We start from the raw sequence: 15,927 nt of genomic DNA, 5'->3' as shown, positions 1-15,927 counted from the left end.
CTCCGATGGCGATGCGGAGGGGGAGACGGACGCGATGCCTGCTGACGGTCCTGCGCTGGACGCGAATGCCGCGTCGCTGCGCGCGCCCGCCGCCGCGCTGCACCAGTATGAGATGCTCGCCGCCTTCGCCGAGCTGGCGATCCTCTCCGAAGATATCGACCGTCTGCTCCAGGAAGCATGCGACTATGTCCGTCGCGCGGTCGGCGCGGACCTCGTGCTCCTCTACCGCCAGGGCGTCGGGGGTGGCTCGGTCGAGGTGCGCGCCGTTGCCGGGGGCGATCCTGCGCTCGTCGGCGCACAGGTGCGGCGACGCGACGACGCGTCGCTCGAAAGCCGGCTGCTGCGCGACGGCGAGCCGGTGATCGTGCCCGACGCCTGGGCCGAGCCGCGGCTCGAGACGCGCGCGCTGCTGCGCCGCTTCGACCAGCGCGGGCTGGCGCTGATCCCGCTGCGCGACGGCGCGGGGACACCGATGCTCGGGATGCTGCATATCAGCACGCGCACGCCGCGCGACTTCGCGGGCGAGCTCGCGTTCCTGCGCATCTACGCCAGCCTGGTCGCCGCGAGCATGGCGCGGATCGAGGCGCTGCGGCGGCGTCGCGACGAACAGGCCGCGCGCGAGCGGAGCGAGTGGCAGCTCCGGCTGGTGCTCGAGGGGATACCGCAGCTGGTCTGGTCCGCCGAGCGCGGCGCCCAGTGGCGCTGGATGGGGCCGCAATGGACCGAGGTGACCGGCCGCGACCCCGCCGCCAGCCTCGGCCGCGGCTGGCTCGAGGCGATCCACCCCGACGATGCTGCTGCGGTGGAGGAAGCGTGGCAGCTGGCCGATGCGCGCGGCATCTTCGAGGTGGATTGCCGCATCTGGCACCAGCATGACGGCGCTTATCGCTGGTATCAGGGCCGCGCATTGCCGATCGTGCCCGACCATGGCGAGCGCAGCTGGGTCGGCACCTTCACCGACGTCGAGGACCTGCGCGCGCTGGAGGCGCGTCAGGCGGTGCTGGTCGCCGAGCTCCAGCATCGCACCCGCAACCTGCTCGCGGTGGTCGAGGGAATCGCGCTGCAGACGCTGGAGGCGACGGAGTCGCCCGAGGCGTTCGAGGCAAGCTTCCACGATCGGCTCGAGGCGCTGGCACGCGCGCAGCAGCTGCTCTCGCGCGCGGAGGGCGAGACGTTGACGCTGCGCCATCTGCTGGAGACCGAACGCGCCGCGCTCGGCACCGCGGACGAGGACGCGCTGATCACGCTGGACGGCCCGGACGTGCTGCTGCCGAGCACGATGGTGCAGACGCTTGCGCTGCTGATCCACGAGCTCGCCACCAACTCGCGCAAGCACGGCGTGATCGCGCGCGGTGCGGGGCGCATCGCGATCACCTGGCGCGTGACCGGCGACGGCGGCGCGCGCGTGCTCGATCTCGCCTGGCACGAGACCGGCGATCTGCCCGCGCCGGCGTGCGATGCGCGACGCGGGTTCGGGCGCGAGCTGATCGAGCGCGCGCTGCCGTTCCAGCTGGGCGCGTCGAGCGAGTATCGCATCGTCGCCGGCGCGGTGACCTGTCGGTTGCAGCTGCCGCTCGGCGGCACGCCGGCGTGAGCGACCCGGCAGGCGGCGTCTTCGCGGGGCGACGCTTCCTGATCGCCGAGGACGAGTTCTTCGTCGCCTCGCGGCTCGAGCGCGCGCTGCGCGACGCCGGCGCGGAGGTGATCCTGGCGGCCGCGCTCGCGCCCGCACTGGCGCACGCCGCCGACGCGGCGCTCGACGCCGCGCTGCTCGACATCAACCTGCGCGGCGAGCTGAGCTATCCGCTGGCGGACGCGCTGCTGGCGCGCGGCGTGCCGGTGGTGTTCCTCAGCGGCTATGACACCGCGACGCTGCCACCGATCTACCGCGATGTGCCGCGATTGCAAAAGCCGGTGACGCTGGCGCAGCTGTCCCTGCGGCTCGACGCGCTGCTGCGCGATTGACGGCCGCTCTCCGGTCGCCTGCGGAACCTCGCGCCATTGCAGCGGGTTGCCCGGCCACGTCGCCCTCATTCACAGGCTGTTCAAGCCGTATTGCCTATGCCAGCACGAGTGAGAATGCTGCTCTTCCTGCTCCCGCTGCTGGTCGCCGCGCCTGTCGCGGCCGCGCCCGACCAGGTGCGCGAGGGGACGGTGGCGCTCCAGGCGCGCCGCGCGGGCCGGATCCTGCCGCTGCCCGAGATAGAGCGCCGCGTGCTGCCGACGATGAAGGGCGCGCAATATATCGGCGTCGATCTCGAGATGCCGAGCGGCGTGTACACGCTCAAGTTCCTGCGTAACGGCAATGTGATCTGGGTCGACGTCGATGGCCGTTCCGGGCAAGTCATCGGCCGTACCGGCAATTGAGGGGGAAGAACGGTAATGCGTGTGCTCATCGTCGAGGACGAGCCGAACCTCGGCCAGCAGCTCAAGTCGACGCTGGAGGGGGCGGGCTATGCGATCGACCTCGCCACCGACGGCGAGGAGGGGCATTTCCTCGGCTCCACCGAGAATTACGACGCGATCGTGCTGGATCTCGGACTGCCCGAGATCGACGGCCTCACCGTGCTCGATCGCTGGCGGCGCGAGGGGCGCACCACCCCCGTGCTGGTGCTGACCGCGCGCGACAGCTGGTCCGACAAGGTAGCGGGGCTCGACGCCGGGGCGGACGATTATGTCGCCAAGCCGTTCCAGACCGAGGAGCTGATCGCCCGGCTGCGCGCGCTGATCCGTCGCGCCTCGGGCAACGCCTCGTCCGAGCTGACCGCGGGCGACGTGCGGCTCGATACGCGCTCGGGCAAGGTGACGCGCAACGGCGAGCCGGTGAAGCTCACCGCGCAGGAATATAAGCTGCTCAGCTATCTGCTCCATCACAAGGGCAAGGTGGTGAGCCGCACCGAGCTGATCGAACATATCTACGACCAGGATTTCGACCGCGATTCGAATACAATCGAGGTGTTCGTCACGCGCATCCGCAAGAAGCTGGGGCAGGACGTGATCACCACCATCCGTGGCCTCGGCTACAGCCTGGACGATCCGGACGCGTGATCGCGTGACCGCGGCCGATCCCGTCGCCGACGCGCCGGTCGAACCGCCGCGCGCGCGCGGCTCGATCACGCGACGTATGATCCTGATCGCGGCGGCGTGGATTTCGGCGCTGCTGGTCGGCGGCGGATTCGCGCTGGACCGGGTGCTGGTCGGCGCGGTGACGGGCAACGCCGACGACCAGCTCGAATATGTGCTGCGCTCGCTGCTGGTATCGGCCGAGATGGACTCGACCGGCGAGGTGACGTTCAATCGCGAGCCCGCCGACCAGCGTTTCCTTGAACCCTATTCCGGGCTCTACTGGCAGGTGTCGGCGCCAGGGCACGAGGCGTTCCCGTCACGCTCGCTGTGGGACCGGCAGCTCGCCTACGGCCAGCCGCACAACGACCGCGCGGTCCACAGCTATGACAGCACGCAGTTTGCCGACGAGAAGCTGCGCATCGTCGAGCGCGACGTCACGCTGCCCGGCTCCAAGGTGCGCTGGCGTTTCCAGGTGGCATCGAGCCGCGAGGCGCTCGACGCGCAGATCGCGGTGCTGCGCCGCACGCTGGTGCGGAGCTTCGTGCTGCTCGGCGTCGGTCTGGTGATCCTGGCGGCGTTGCAGACCTTCTACGGGCTGCTGCCGCTCCGCCGGCTGCGGCTCGAGATCGCCAAGATGCGCGCCGGCCGCTCCAGCCGGATCAGCGGCAAGATGCCGCTCGAGCTGCTGCCGATGGTGGAGGAGCTCAACGCGCTGGTGGCGCACAACGAGACCCAGGCGGAGGAGGCGCGGCGCCACGCCGGCAACCTCGCGCACGCGCTCAAGACGCCGCTGACCGTGATCATGAACGCCGCCACCGCCCAGTCGGACGACCTCGCCGACACCGTCATCCGCGAGGCGCGGACGATGCGGCGCCAGGTCGACCACCATCTCGCCCGCGCGCGCGCGGTGGGGCGGCGCGGCTCGGCGCACAGCCGCGCGGCGGTATGGCCGAGCGTCGAATCAGTCGAGCGCGCGGTGCAGCGGCTCTACCCGCACGTCCGCATCGACATGACCGGGCCGAAGGACCTGGTCGCGCATATCGAGCGCCAGGACCTCGACGAGATCATGGGCAACCTCGTCGAGAACGCGGCCAAATATGGCGGCGGCAGCGTGTTCGTGACGGTGGGCGCGCAGGCCGGCTTCGTCGAGGTGCTGGTGGAGGACGACGGCTGCGGCATCCCCGAGGCCGATCGCGTCCGCATCTTCGATCGCGGCGTGCGGCTCGACACCGGCAAGCCCGGCACCGGCCTCGGCCTGGCGATCGTGCGCGACGTCGCCGAGATCTACGACGGCACGGTGACGCTGGAGGAGAGCGAGGATCTCGGCGGGCTGCTGGTGCGGCTGCGCCTGCCCATGGCGAGCTGAGGGCGCGCGGCGCAAAGCGAGCGGGTCGTCATGCTGACGGCGCTCACCCGGCCGTTTCGTTCCCCGTGGGCAGGCACGCGCGCAGCTGGTCGACCGTGTCGCCGCCTGCGCTACGCGTGAGCACCGACAGCGCGCGGCAGCGGCGCCTGTCCTCGGCTTCGGCCGCGCCCGCGACCACGAAGCCGCGCGTGCCGTCGGGCTGCTGCCATTCGCTCATCTCGCCCGTCCGCAGCGCCGCGGCCACCGCGGCGGCGCGCGTCACGCGGCCGGATAGCACGGTTGCGGGATCGTCGGTGTCGCCGGTGTCGGCGGTGAGGTCGGCAGGCGACCGCGGCGCGGGCGCGCTATGGGACGAGCGGGGCGGGGCGGGGCGTGTTGCGGGCGTTGGCGCGACGACACGCTCGGGCACCGGCACGCTCACCGAATAGCTCGCGCGCGGCGGCAAGCGGGTCGCCCCCACCGCCAGTCCGCCGAGGCTGGTCGCCGCCGCCGCCGCGAGCAGCGCTGGCCAGACGCGCCGCCGTGGCCGCGCCAGCGCGGGCAGCCCGGTCGGCAGCGCGACGATCACGCGCTCGCGCGTGATGCGCAGCGGGCCGAGCTTGATCGTGGTGCGCCGCATCAGCCCGGTCGCGGGCGCGTCGCCGCAGTCCTGTCCGCCTGTCATGCGCGCACCATCGCGCGCCGTCACCGTGCTGGCAAGCCGCGCGCGGATCGGGCAGCGCGCGACGGTTCGGCGCGCTTCAGCCGCGGCGCGCGCGATACCCCTTGTACCATTCCACCCACAGCGGAATGCCGACCGCGATCGGCGTCGTCGGGTTGAAGCCGAGGTCCTCGCGGATCGCGGTGAGATCGGCATAGGTCGCGGGCACGTCGCCGGGCTGCATGCCCTTCTCGACGCGGATCGCCTTCTGGCCGCACGCCTCCTCGATCAGCGTGATCAAGGTCTCCAACTCCTCGGCCTTGTTGTTGCCGATATTGTAGATGCGGTGCGGGGAGACGCTGCCACCCGCCTTCACCTGGCCGTCGTCGGCAGGCGCGTTGTCGAGCGCGGCGACGATGCCGGTGACGATGTCGTCGATATAGGTGAAGTCGCGCCGCATGTTGCCGCCGTTGTAGACCTCGATCGGCTGGCCCGAGAGGATCTTGTCGGTGAAGCCCCATACCGCCATGTCGGGCCGGCCCCACGGCCCGTAGACGGTGAAGAAGCGCAGCCCCGTCTGCGGGATGCGATACAGATGCGCGTAGGTCTCGCTCATCAGCTCGTCCGCCTTCTTGGTGGCGGCGTAGAGCGAGATCGGGAAATCGACCCGCTGCTCAACGCGGAACGGCAGGTCCGGGCTGGTGCCGTAGACCGATGAGGAAGAGGCATAGACCATCTGGTCGACCCGGCGCGCGCGCGCCAGCTCGAGCATGTTGACGTGCCCCGCCAGGTTTGAGGCGACATAGGCGCGCGGGTTGCTGAGCGAGTAGCGCACGCCCGCCTGCGCGCCGAGATGGACGATGCGCTCGATGTCGGTGCTGCCGAGCGCGGCGTCGATCGCCTCATGGTCGCTGAAGTCGAGGTGGTGGAAGGTGAAGCGTTCGGCGCCGCCGTCCACCGTGATCGCCTCGAGCCGGTCGCGCTTGAGCTGGACCGGGTTATAATCGTTGAGATTGTCGATCCCGACCACGGTGTCGCCGCGCGCGAGCAGCCGCCGCGCGACATGGCTGCCGATGAAGCCGGCGACGCCGGTGACCAGAACCTGCATGATCTCTCCCCGCTAGAGGCCTGCGCCTTCACCGATAACGGTTCATGCTGCAAGTGCTCAGTGCGGCGCCAGCGACAGGCCGACGCCGGGCCGCGGCGGGATCGCGGCCCCGGGGTGACGGCTCACCCGAAGTGGAAGCCGGTGTCCGTACTGAGCAGATGGGCCAGGTCGAGCCCTTCGAGCAGCACCGAGCTGGTCGGGTCGATCGTCACCAGCACGCCGCCCTGATCCTGCGCCACCGCGGCGACCTTGCCGCCCTTGAGCAGCGCGGCCAGGTCGAGCGCGTCCCCCGCGCCGAAGTCGGTGATCGTGGCATGTCCCGCCTTGGTGAACACGAACGTGTCGCTGCCGCCGCCGCCGGTGAGCCGATCGGCGCCGCCCATGCCGTTGATCACGTTGTTGCCGGCATTGCCGATCAGCGTGTTGGCCTGGCTGTTGCCGGTGGCGTTGATGTTCGCGGTGCCGGTCAGCGCGAGCGTCTCCACGAAGGTGGCGGCGAGATTGTAGCTCACGGACGCGTAGACGGTATCATTGCCCTGGCCGACACCCTGCAGCTCGATCACCTTGTCGCCGACATGGTCGACGTAATAGACGTCGTCACCGGCGCCGCCGGTCATCGCATCGGCACCGCCGCGACCGTCGAGCACGTTGCTGCCCGCATTGCCGAACAGCGTGTCCGCGCCGGCGCTGCCGAAGGCAGAGAGGTCGGCCTTGCCGGTAAGGCGCAGCGTCTCGACGTTGCTGCCGGCGAGGTCGTAGCTGATCGAGGCGTAGATCGTGTCATTGCCTTCGCCGACCGCCTCGACGACGCGATCGCCGACGTGATCGACATGATAGGTGTCGTCGCCGCGACCGCCCACCATCAGATCGGCGCCGGCCTTGCCGTCGAGCACGTTGTTGCCGGCATTGCCGTAGAGCGCGTTGACCTGAGCGTTGCCGTTGGCGTTGATGTCGGCGGTGCCGGTCAGCCGGAGCGTTTCCACGAAGGTGGCGAAAAGGTCGTAGCTGGTCGAGGCGTAAACCGTGTCGTTGCCCTGGCCCGCGCCTTGCAGCTCGATCACCTTGTCCGCGACATTGTCGACGTAATACACGTCGTCACCGCGCCCCCCACGCATCGTGTCCGCGCCGCCGCGCCCGTCGATCACGTTGTTGCCGTCGTTGCCATCGATCACGTCCGCGGCGTCGCTGCCCCAGGCGTTAAGCGCGGCGGCGCCGGTGAGGCGCAGCACCTCGACATTGCGCCCCGCCATGTCGAAGTCGATCGACGCCTCGACCGTGTCATAGCCTTCGCCGGCGTTCTCGATCACCTTGTCGCCGACGTGGTCGACGCGATAGATGTCGTCGCCGGTGCCGCCGGTCATCACGTCCGCGCCGGTGCCACCGTCGAGCAGGTCATTGCCCGCACCGCCGCTGAGCACGTCGTTGCCGGCGCGGCCGTGGAGAAAGTCGTTGCCCGCGCCGCCCGAGAGCGTGTCGTTGCCGGCATGGCCGATCAGCATGTCGACGCCGTTGCCGCCGCTGCGGTTCACCACCGCGGTGTCATTGGCGTAGGGATCGATGCCCTGCCCGAAGATCGCCTGGAACACCTTGCCCGCGTTCGGATATTGCCCGTCGGACAGGCGGCCCTTGAAGTCGGCGTTTGAGTTCCAGTAATTCTGGTAGGTGACGTTGTGGTCCTTGAACCATTGTGCCGCCATCTCGATGAACGCGCCCGCCGTGTCCGAGTTGACGCCCCATTCGCCGATCGCGGTGGGCTTGCCGTGCGCGTCGGCGAAGTCCTGCTGCCATTGCAGCCCATAGGGCTGGTTGACGAAATAGTTGAACGCGGCGACCGGGTCCTTGGGATCCCACTGCGTGTTGTAATAGAAGTCCAGCCCGATCACGTCGACATACTGGTCGCCCGGATAGACCGAGGCGACGTCCATGCCCTGGCTGCCGATGTTGGGTGTCCATTCGAACACGAACTTGTCCGACACCGACCGCGCGGTATCGACGAATTGCTGGAACGCACCGACATAGGCCTTCTCATGGCCGTTGGCAGACCAGGGGAACCAGCCGTTGCCGTTCATCTCCCAGCCGAGGCGAACGTAGATCTTGTCGCCGCCGCCGGCATTCGCCACCATGTCCTTGGCAAGCGCGAGATAGTTGGCGTTATACTGACCCGCGGCGGCCTGCTCGAGCGATGCGCCCCAAGGGATTAGACCGATCGACCATTTGATGTCGACGTCCGCGCCCGCAACCTGCTGCGCGATCCACTTCGGCGAGTTGCTCCAGTCCCACCAGCTGCCGAACCCGCCGACGAGCTGGATCGCGTCGAGCTTGCTGCTGAGCCAGCTCGCGTTCTGAGTGACGGAGCTCATGCTGTTGTCAATGTAGACGGAGTTCTGCATTGTTGCGGTCCAATTGCGGCGAGGCCTGATTGGACGTCTATTATGCGACAGGGGCAGAAAGCTTCGTCACCGAACGAAGTTAAGTGGTGGTTATTGATGAACAAACGTTAACTATTGGCGCCGCCCTTGTAACGCTAGCGGAACATCCGTCGCGGGTCTACTCCCCCACTTGCGAGGATTCCGCTGCGACATGTCTGGCACGCTCCTCACCTTCCGTCATCCCGGACGTCGTCCGGGATCCACTTCTTCGCAGAGGCGACGTTGCAGGGGTACGCGGCACGGTGTTCCGGACCACGTCCGGGATAACGGGCGAGCTTGCGCATCGCGGAGGGACGGTGGGGGACGACTCGATGACGCGACTCACGCCCGACCCCTCCCTTGCAGGGAGCTAACGGGCAGGAAGGGGGCGTCAGGAAGCGCAGGCGCCATCTGAGCCCGCAGTCACCTCATCCGGCGAGTTGCACCGGGAACGGGCGTGCCGCTGTACCATGCGTCTCGATCAGCGCCACGTCCGCGCCGTCGAACACCGCCGCGGTCAGCCGGCCGCTAAGATAGCTGCCGCTGTCGAGGCATAGCCGGCCGGGCCCGGCATAGGCCTCCTCCTTTGGCGTGTGACCGTGCACGACCAGCCAGCGATCGTCGCGCTGGCTTTGGAGGAACTCGCTGCGAATCCACAGCAGGTCGCGCTTCTCCTGTTGCTCCAGCGCGACCCCGGGCCGGATCCCGGCATGGACGAACAGCAGCCGGTCCTGCACCACCGCGAGTTCGAGCCCCTCCAGGAACGCGCGATGCGCCGCGGGCACGGCAGCGCGAAAGGCGTCGCGCCGTGCCGCCCAGGCGGTGCGCGACGCCTCGGCGGGCGGCGTCACGCCGTAGGAGCGCAGCGTCGTGTCGCCGCCGTGCTTGCTCCATCCCAATCCGCTGATCCGCCCGTCGAGATAGTCGAGCATCGCGTCCTCGTGGTTGCCCAGCAGGAAACGACATTCGAATCCGGGCTCGTCGCGGAAGGCGATCAGCCGGTCGATCACCTCGCGCGATTGCGGCCCGCGATCGACATAATCGCCGAGAAACACGATCAGTGCGGGCGTCGCCGTCGCGCGTGCGGCGCGATCGGCGCGCAGCTTGTCCAGCAACCGCGCGAGCAGGTCGGCGCGGCCGTGGATGTCACCCACGGCATAGGTCAGTCGCTCGGTCAGCAGCGGCATGCGGTGCTCCTCGCGGATTACGCCGGCACCGCCACGGGCGCCGCGCCGCTGCGCGAACGGCGCTCGCGCGCCGGCGCGTCGCGGACGACGAACATCGTCGACAGCATCACCAGCGCGAGCGGGTTGAGCGGCGTCAGCAGCGTGCCCTCGAACGAATACCAGAGGATCAGGATGAACGACAATTGCCGGCTCGGCGCGCGATCGAACAGCGAGAAGATCAGGAAGACGTAGAGCAGCAGCCCCTGGATCAGGCCATATTCCACTGCCGCCTTGACGAAAGGCCACCAGAAGATGTTGCCGCCGCGCTCGATCTGCCCCGGGCCGATGCCCGAGTAGATCGAGGCGGGATCGAGCAGCGCGCGACGCACGCGGTCGAGCGGCTCGATGAAGCGCGAGCTGCCGCTGGTGCCCTGCTTCTGGAACTCGCCGAGGCGGTCCGCGACGATATCGAACCAGTGCAGCTGGAGCGCCACGAACAGCGCGATAAAGGCGGTCGCCAGCACGATCACGAAGGTGCGGACGTTCATCCGGCTGAACACGATCGGCAACGCCACCAGCAGCAGCACCAGCCCGGTACCGGCGAAGGTGGCGAACAGCGTCGCGCCAAAGAAGATCGCGCGCGGCAGCCGCTGGAGGTGCATCAGCTCGATCACCAGCGCCAGCGTGATGAACTGCGAGATGAAGGACACCTCGAGGAAGGTTATCCCCGACGGCTTCATGAAGTTCATGCCGGCTTGCAGCGGCTGTATGTAGAGGAACTCGGGGACGAGGAACTGCTCGGGCACGAGCTTGTCCAAGTCCGGCCAATATTCCCACCCGATGGTGAACTGGATCGCATGCTGGATCCACACGATCGCGGCGAACACCAGCATGACGTTGCTGAAGAAGGTGAGGCAGCGGCGGTATGTCTCCTCGGTCGTGTCGAACGCGACGAGGAAGGGGAGGTACAGCACGATATAAAGCGCCGAGCTGCTGTACGCGGTGGATTTGGCGAACAGCACCGCGCTCAGCGCCGAGGTGATCAGCACCAGCAGGTACAGCAGCGCGCGCTCGGGGCGGAACACCGGGCGCGCGAACAGTACGCCCACCGCGAGCGCGGCATAGGTGATCGGCACGATCACCGGCAGGATGAAGTTCGCCGTTCCGAAGCCGATCTTCTGCAGCACCGTGATGCCGATCGTCATGGCGGCGAACATGCCGAAGATGATCTTCTGCTGCGCACGCTCCTGCTGGCGTGTCGGCTCGTCCGCCGCGCCGCTACGCTCGGCGGCCACACTAGCGCCGATCTCGCTGCTGCTGCGGCGGACGCGCCGACGCGGTGCTGCCTCGCCGCGAACCGGCATACCGAATTGGTCCAGCGCGGGCGGGGCGCGCCGACCGTCGTCAGAACCGTCAGAAACCGCCAACGCGCCCTCCTTGAATGGCTAAAGCTCCCGATACACGGAAGTCTTTGATCGTGTCTATCGGCCCACCGCCGCCGTTGGTGTCCCGTCCCGGTTCAGCGACGATGCATCCGCTCCACCGCACTGGCGGCGGTTCGCTCGGCCAGCCGCGCGCGGTAGCCGGCGCGATAGTCGGGCGCGTCGGCGAGATCGGCAGGGAGCGCGAGCGGGGCGAAGCTGGTGGTCGGCACCACGGTCGCGCCGCGTGCGCCGGCGTCCTGCACCAGCATGGTCAGCTCGTTGAGATGCATCAGGAAGTCCGGTCCCATCAGCTGCGGCAGCCCTCCCGCCAGCGCCTTGCCCATCTCGGCGATGCCGAGGATCTTGTCCTGCGCATACACCTCGCGGCGGCGCAGCCAGCTGACCAGCTTGTGCTTGGGCGAGTTGCCGACACCGCGCTCGGCCTCGACCGCGTGCGACTTCCAGCGCCGCACCAGCGACAGGCGGCGGCCCTTGATGCCGAAGCGCCGCCCGATCGCGGGCTGGCTGCGCGCGCTGTACGCCTTGCGCGCGCTCAGGCTGACGCGCGAGAAGCGCTCGAGGAACACCGGCGACTGGTCGTGAAAGACGTTGTCGACGCTGATCTCGCCCGCCTCGCCGATGACGCGCATCTGATGGTCGCGCGGCGCCACCCAGCTGCACGTCACGCGCGCGGCGACGCCATGGTCGAAGGCGAGGCACGCCACCGACAGGTCGGGCGTGGTGGCGGGATGGAGCGGCTCGGGCGTGTTCTTGTCGGGCACCAGGCAGGTAGAGAAGGCCGTCACCGCGCGCACCGGGCCGAACAATGCGCACAGCCAGGCCAGGTGATAGCCGATATGCTCGACGGTGCAGCCCTCCTGCAGCTCCTCGGCATAGGGGAAGGGCGCGCCGGTCGGGCTGGTCACGGTATCGAGCCGCATCAGATGCGCGGGATTGTCGTCGAGCTCGGCGTAGACCAGCACGGGGCGGCCGATCGCGCCGTCGGCGATCGCCTTCCACAGCGTCATCACCGCGTCCGAATAGAGGTTGCACGGCGCCGCGGCGAGCACGCGGCCCTTGGCCTCGGCGAGGTCGAACAGCGCGCGGGTGCGCGCCAGTTCGGTGGTCACCGGCTTCTCGGTATAGACGTGCTTGCCCGCCTCGAGCGCGCGGCGCGTCACCTCCTCGTGCGAGGCGATGCTGGTGAGATTGATCACCACCTCCACCCGCGCGTCCGCCAGCAGCGCGTCGAGCGAGGGATAGAGCGGGAAGCCGTAATGCTGGTGCACTACCGCGGCGCGCGCGGCATCGCGGTCGTAGACACCGCAGATCTCGATCTCGGGATAGGCCCAGCGCGTGCGCATGTAGATGTCGAAGACATAGCCGCAGCCGACGAACGCGATCTTCATGCCTGTGTCCTTCCCGTCGCGCCCGCCGCGGGACGCTCGAACCATTCTACCCCTGACGTCGTCCCGGCCTTGAGCCGGGATCCATGGTGCCGCGTACACCGCGGCCGAGGTGCTCCGCGCACGATGGATGCCGGGTCAAGCCCGGCATGACGGGGTGGGGTCGCCCTGATGTTACCGCTCCCCGCCGACAGCCGCGGCGAGCGCGCGGACGCGCTCGGGCTGGCGCGAGCCGATCAGCGTGGTGGTGACCAGCGGCGACGCGTGCGCGCGCCGCACCGCCGTCGCGGCGTCGACGCCGGGCTGGAAGCGCAGCACCTCGCGCGCGATCACCGGCAGCCCGCGCGTGCGGATCGCCGCGCCGCGCGGATCGTCGGCGATCGCCGCGATCACGTCCCACGGCAGTTCGAGCACCTCGGTCACTTCGCTCGCCAGCGCGGCGTCGAGCCCCGCGAGATCGTCGCAGGCGATGCCGACCAGCCGTGCGCGCCCTGAGGCCTTCGCTTTGGCCAGCGCCGAAACCGCTTCGCCGCGCGCGATCGTCGCGGCGTCGGGGCTATGGAGCAGGAAGGCGTCGACGTGATCGCTGCGCAGCCGCCGCAGCGAGCCGTCGAGCTCGCGCAGCAGTCCGGCCTCGCTCCAGTCGGTGCGCATCGCGCCGGCGCGCTGCGCGGTCACCGCCGCACCCATCTGGCGACGCGCCAGCACCGCGCGCAGCAGCGGCTTGAACGGGCGCATCACTCGCATCTTCGCGGAGAAAGCGTTGCCCGCCTTGGTGACCACCTGCGCGCGGTCGCGCTGGCCGCGCAGCGCGCGACCGATCGCGCGCTCGCTGTCGCCCTGGCCGTAGATGTTGGCGGTGTCGAGCAGGGTCACGCCAAAGTCGAGCGCGAGCTGGACCAGCGCGACGCTGTCGGCGAGCGTGCTGGGATTGTTGAACGACCCCATCTTGGCACAGCCGAGGCCGAGCGGCGGGAAGGCGGGCGCGGTCATCGGCGGGTCTCCGGGTGGGGGATGACGTCAACACTCCCCGCCCCTTCAGCGGAGGGGCTGGGGGTGGGGGCTCTCCATGGGCGCGGTGCTCGCGGCGGCGCCCCACCCCAATTGCTCCCCTGCAGGGGAGGGGCTGCTCGCGTCCGCCTCATCGCCACAGATGCCCCCCGCAGTCGCGGATGTAGCGCCGCGCGGGCTTGCCGATCGGCTGGCGCGCGGGGCGGTCGCGGCGGCGCAGCCACGTCACGAATTGGCGCATCGCGCGCACCACGTCCATCTCGCCGCGCGCGAAGGCATAGGCATAAGGCGGGAAGGCGATCAGATTCACCCACACGTACGGCGAGGGCATGCGCAGATAGCTGATGATGAACTTGTTCGTCAGCCGGTCCGACTGCACCAGCCGCTTGGGCTTGCGCCCGGCGGGATGCTCGAGCTCCTCGCACACGATGTCGGGCTGATAGCGGATCGTCCAGCCGCGATCGATGATGCGATAGGAGAGCTCGATCTCCTCCAGCCCGTAGAAGAAATCGGGCAGGAAGCCGCCGGTCTCGCGGATCGTCGTGGCGCGGAACGCCACGCAGCCGCCGACGAAGCGGAAGGTGTCGAACGGCTTGGTCAAATCGATCGACTTGTCGGTGTGCGGGATCAGGTCGGGGCGCGGGCGAGTCTCGCCGCGGACGTGCTTGCGGATCGTCACCGCGCCCAGCCGCTGCGTGGCGTCGAACAGCGCGCCGAAGCGGTCGAGGAAGTCGGGCGTTTCGACGAACACGTCGTCGTCGAGCAGCACGACGACCTCGCCGCGCGCGCGCTCGAATGCGAGGTTACGCGCGACCACGCCCTTGTTGACGCCGTCCCACAGATGCACCGCGTGCGCGAAGGGGGCGAGCTGCACGGTCCGGTCGATCCGCTCGACATTGTTGTCGATCACGATGAGCTCGTAATCGGCGCGCCCGGCGAGATGCTGGGCGAGCCGCTCGATCACCTCGGCCAGGATCGGCTCGCGCGCATAGGTGAGGATCGCGATCGAATAGCGAATGTCGGTCATGCGTAGGTCTCTCGCGCGTGGCGCGCTTCGGCGGCGCGCAGCAGCAGCAGGTTGATCGCCTGGGTCACGGCGAAGGCGATCGCCATGCCGGCGACGCCGTGGCGGCCGCCAAGCCACAGGCCGAGGATGGTCAGCGCCGCGGTGACGCAGCGGATCACCAGCATCGTCCGTCCGGCGCGGCGCACGATCAGCAGCGTCTCCGACGGCAGGTTGAGCCCGAACAGGAAGAAGCCGAGCGCGAGCAACCGGACGTTGCCGGCGGAGCCGTCATATTGCCCGTGGAACACCAGCGCGACGAGCGGCGCGGCGAACAGCGCGACCAGCGCGAGATAGCCACCGGTCGCCACCGCGATGGTCAGTCGCGAGCGCCGCACCACCCGCGCCAGCCCGGTCAGCCCCTCGGCGGCGAAGGCGCGCGCGGCGCGCGGCTTGTCGATCGAGTCGATCGCGGAGACGATGCTCATCGCCGGGTTGGTCAGCGTCCGCGCCGCGGTGAACAGTGCGGCGGCGACCGGGCCAACCAGCACGCCGATCACCACCACGATCGAGGCGGTACTATAGACCGAATAGGGCAGGTTGGTCGCGGCGAGCCAGCTCGACTCGGTGCGGTGGCGGCGTACTAACAAGCGCACCCCGGTGCGGTCGGCGCGCGCGGGGGCGAGCCCCGGCAGTGCCAGCGCGAGCGCGGCGAGGCTGGCGAGCACCCAGGCGAGCGCGCCACCGGAGGCGCCCAGCCCGGCGTGGCCGACCAGCGCGGCGGCGAGCGCGAGCACGAGGAAATAGGCGGTCGCGCACAGCGCCACCATGTCGGCGCGGTCGATCTTGTAGAGCCAGCGCCGCGCAAACTCCCACGCCAGCATCGCGGGCGAGATCAAAGCGGTGAGCAGCAAGGGCTCGACCGCCCAACTACACTCCGGCCAGCGCCGCGCCGCGAGCGCGACCGCGCCGCCGACCAGCCCGGTTGCCGCGGAGAGCGCCAGCGCGAGCGCGAGCGCGATCCACCACCAGTCGCTGTTCTCGGCATGCGCCGCACGCGGGTCGTGGTCGGCGCGATGGTCGGTGGTGAACGGCAGCACCGCGGCGGAGCGGTGGAACCCGGCGATGACGTAATGCAGCCCGATCATCATGCCGACCGCGCCGAACTCGGGCACTGCCAGCGCGCGGCCGAGCAGCGCGAAGGCGATGATGTTGCCGAGCCCCGACGTGCCCTGGTCGACCAGTGCATAGAGCCGCGCGCCACGAGAATTTCACCGCGGCCGCGGGCGAGCTGGGGATGACCCAAGCAGCGGTGAGCTATCAGATCCG

15 protein-coding genes are annotated in these 15,927 nt (G+C 69.3%); 6 read left to right on the top strand and 9 right to left on the bottom strand.

Annotated features, from left to right (window positions below):
* The first annotated feature begins 34 nt into the window (after positions 1 to 34).
* The 5 genes from ACMGDM_RS14625 (at position 35) to ACMGDM_RS14605 (ending at position 4,432) form a co-directional block, all read left to right on the top strand.
* Entirely contained in the window at positions 35 to 1,594 is a 1,560-nt protein-coding gene (locus ACMGDM_RS14625; RefSeq protein ID WP_436804861.1) for a sensor histidine kinase, read from the top strand.
* Complete coding sequence (locus ACMGDM_RS14620; RefSeq protein ID WP_436804860.1) at positions 1,591 to 1,965, top strand: response regulator; 375 nt, start codon at positions 1,591 to 1,593, stop codon at positions 1,963 to 1,965. The genes ACMGDM_RS14625 and ACMGDM_RS14620 overlap by 4 nt, the downstream gene beginning before the upstream one ends.
* A 114-nt stretch (positions 1,966 to 2,079) precedes the next feature.
* Positions 2,080 to 2,367 (top strand): hypothetical protein, encoded by a 288-nt coding sequence (locus ACMGDM_RS14615; protein ID WP_436805156.1) that lies wholly within the window; start codon positions 2,080 to 2,082, stop codon positions 2,365 to 2,367.
* A gap of 15 nt (positions 2,368 to 2,382) precedes the next feature.
* Positions 2,383 to 3,048, top strand: a complete 666-nt coding sequence (locus ACMGDM_RS14610; RefSeq protein WP_436804859.1) for a response regulator transcription factor — start codon at positions 2,383 to 2,385, stop codon at positions 3,046 to 3,048.
* A gap of 76 nt (positions 3,049 to 3,124) precedes the next feature.
* Positions 3,125 to 4,432, top strand: a complete 1,308-nt coding sequence (locus ACMGDM_RS14605) for a sensor histidine kinase (protein WP_436805155.1) — start codon at positions 3,125 to 3,127, stop codon at positions 4,430 to 4,432.
* Between the two features lie 43 nt (positions 4,433 to 4,475).
* On the opposite strand, the gene ACMGDM_RS14600 is transcribed toward ACMGDM_RS14605, so the two are convergent.
* The 9 genes from ACMGDM_RS14600 to ACMGDM_RS14560 form a co-directional block, all read right to left on the bottom strand.
* Positions 4,476 to 5,096, bottom strand: a complete 621-nt coding sequence (locus tag ACMGDM_RS14600) for a hypothetical protein (protein ID WP_436804858.1) — start codon at positions 5,094 to 5,096, stop codon at positions 4,476 to 4,478.
* Positions 5,097 to 5,172: 76 nt separating this feature from the next.
* Positions 5,173 to 6,180: an NAD-dependent epimerase/dehydratase family protein gene (locus ACMGDM_RS14595; protein WP_436804857.1), complete on the bottom strand. Its 1,008-nt coding sequence runs from the start codon at positions 6,178 to 6,180 to the stop codon at positions 5,173 to 5,175.
* Positions 6,181 to 6,302: 122 nt separating this feature from the next.
* Entirely contained in the window at positions 6,303 to 8,540 is a 2,238-nt protein-coding gene (locus ACMGDM_RS14590) for a glycosyl hydrolase (RefSeq protein ID WP_436804856.1), read from the bottom strand.
* Between the two features lie 476 nt (positions 8,541 to 9,016).
* Positions 9,017 to 9,775 (bottom strand): metallophosphoesterase family protein, encoded by a 759-nt coding sequence (locus tag ACMGDM_RS14585; RefSeq protein ID WP_436804855.1) that lies wholly within the window; start codon positions 9,773 to 9,775, stop codon positions 9,017 to 9,019.
* Positions 9,776 to 9,792: 17 nt separating this feature from the next.
* Positions 9,793 to 11,181, bottom strand: coding sequence for a hypothetical protein (locus tag ACMGDM_RS14580; RefSeq protein WP_436804854.1), 1,389 nt, complete (start codon positions 11,179 to 11,181; stop codon positions 9,793 to 9,795).
* A gap of 92 nt (positions 11,182 to 11,273) precedes the next feature.
* Complete coding sequence (locus ACMGDM_RS14575) at positions 11,274 to 12,587, bottom strand: Gfo/Idh/MocA family protein (protein ID WP_436804853.1); 1,314 nt, start codon at positions 12,585 to 12,587, stop codon at positions 11,274 to 11,276.
* A 171-nt stretch (positions 12,588 to 12,758) separates the two neighbouring features.
* Positions 12,759 to 13,577: an aldo/keto reductase gene (locus ACMGDM_RS14570; RefSeq protein ID WP_436804852.1), complete on the bottom strand. Its 819-nt coding sequence runs from the start codon at positions 13,575 to 13,577 to the stop codon at positions 12,759 to 12,761.
* Positions 13,578 to 13,725: 148 nt separating this feature from the next.
* Entirely contained in the window at positions 13,726 to 14,622 is an 897-nt protein-coding gene (locus ACMGDM_RS14565) for a glycosyltransferase family 2 protein (RefSeq protein WP_436804851.1), read from the bottom strand.
* The gene (locus ACMGDM_RS14560; RefSeq protein ID WP_436804850.1) at positions 14,619 to 15,773 is read right to left on the bottom strand and encodes a lipopolysaccharide biosynthesis protein; all 1,155 of its coding nucleotides are present in this window, start codon (positions 15,771 to 15,773) and stop codon (positions 14,619 to 14,621) included. The genes ACMGDM_RS14565 and ACMGDM_RS14560 overlap by 4 nt, the downstream gene beginning before the upstream one ends.
* A 68-nt stretch (positions 15,774 to 15,841) precedes the next feature.
* On the opposite strand from ACMGDM_RS14560, the gene ACMGDM_RS14555 reads away from it, so the two are divergent.
* The coding region (locus ACMGDM_RS14555; RefSeq protein ID WP_436805154.1) for a LysR family transcriptional regulator at positions 15,842 to 15,927 on the top strand (86 nt) is incomplete at its 3' end.

The organism is Sphingomonas larreae (assembly GCF_051400595.1).
In the GTDB taxonomy this organism is placed as follows: Bacteria; Pseudomonadota; Alphaproteobacteria; order Sphingomonadales; family Sphingomonadaceae; genus Sphingomonas.
The sequence above is the reverse complement of the archived record's forward strand: the minus strand, read 5'-3'. Positions and strand labels throughout refer to the sequence as shown.

Excerpts from the sequence above, each read along its gene's own strand:
- ACMGDM_RS14625 (WP_436804861.1), top strand. The coding sequence starts at position 35 with ATGCCTGCTGACGGTCCTGCGCTGGACGCGAATGCCGCGTCGCTGCGC.
- ACMGDM_RS14615 (WP_436805156.1), top strand. The coding sequence starts at position 2,080 with ATGCTGCTCTTCCTGCTCCCGCTGCTGGTCGCCGCGCCTGTCGCGGCC.
- ACMGDM_RS14610 (WP_436804859.1), top strand. The coding sequence starts at position 2,383 with ATGCGTGTGCTCATCGTCGAGGACGAGCCGAACCTCGGCCAGCAGCTC.
- ACMGDM_RS14605 (WP_436805155.1), top strand. The coding sequence starts at position 3,125 with ATGATCCTGATCGCGGCGGCGTGGATTTCGGCGCTGCTGGTCGGCGGC.
- ACMGDM_RS14600 (WP_436804858.1), bottom strand. The coding sequence starts at position 5,096 with ATGACAGGCGGACAGGACTGCGGCGACGCGCCCGCGACCGGGCTGATG.
- ACMGDM_RS14595 (WP_436804857.1), bottom strand. The coding sequence starts at position 6,180 with ATGCAGGTTCTGGTCACCGGCGTCGCCGGCTTCATCGGCAGCCATGTC.
- ACMGDM_RS14590 (WP_436804856.1), bottom strand. The coding sequence starts at position 8,540 with ATGAGCTCCGTCACTCAGAACGCGAGCTGGCTCAGCAGCAAGCTCGAC.
- ACMGDM_RS14585 (WP_436804855.1), bottom strand. The coding sequence starts at position 9,775 with ATGCCGCTGCTGACCGAGCGACTGACCTATGCCGTGGGTGACATCCAC.
- ACMGDM_RS14575 (WP_436804853.1), bottom strand. The coding sequence starts at position 12,587 with ATGAAGATCGCGTTCGTCGGCTGCGGCTATGTCTTCGACATCTACATG.
- ACMGDM_RS14570 (WP_436804852.1), bottom strand. The coding sequence starts at position 13,577 with ATGACCGCGCCCGCCTTCCCGCCGCTCGGCCTCGGCTGTGCCAAGATG.
- ACMGDM_RS14565 (WP_436804851.1), bottom strand. The coding sequence starts at position 14,622 with ATGACCGACATTCGCTATTCGATCGCGATCCTCACCTATGCGCGCGAG.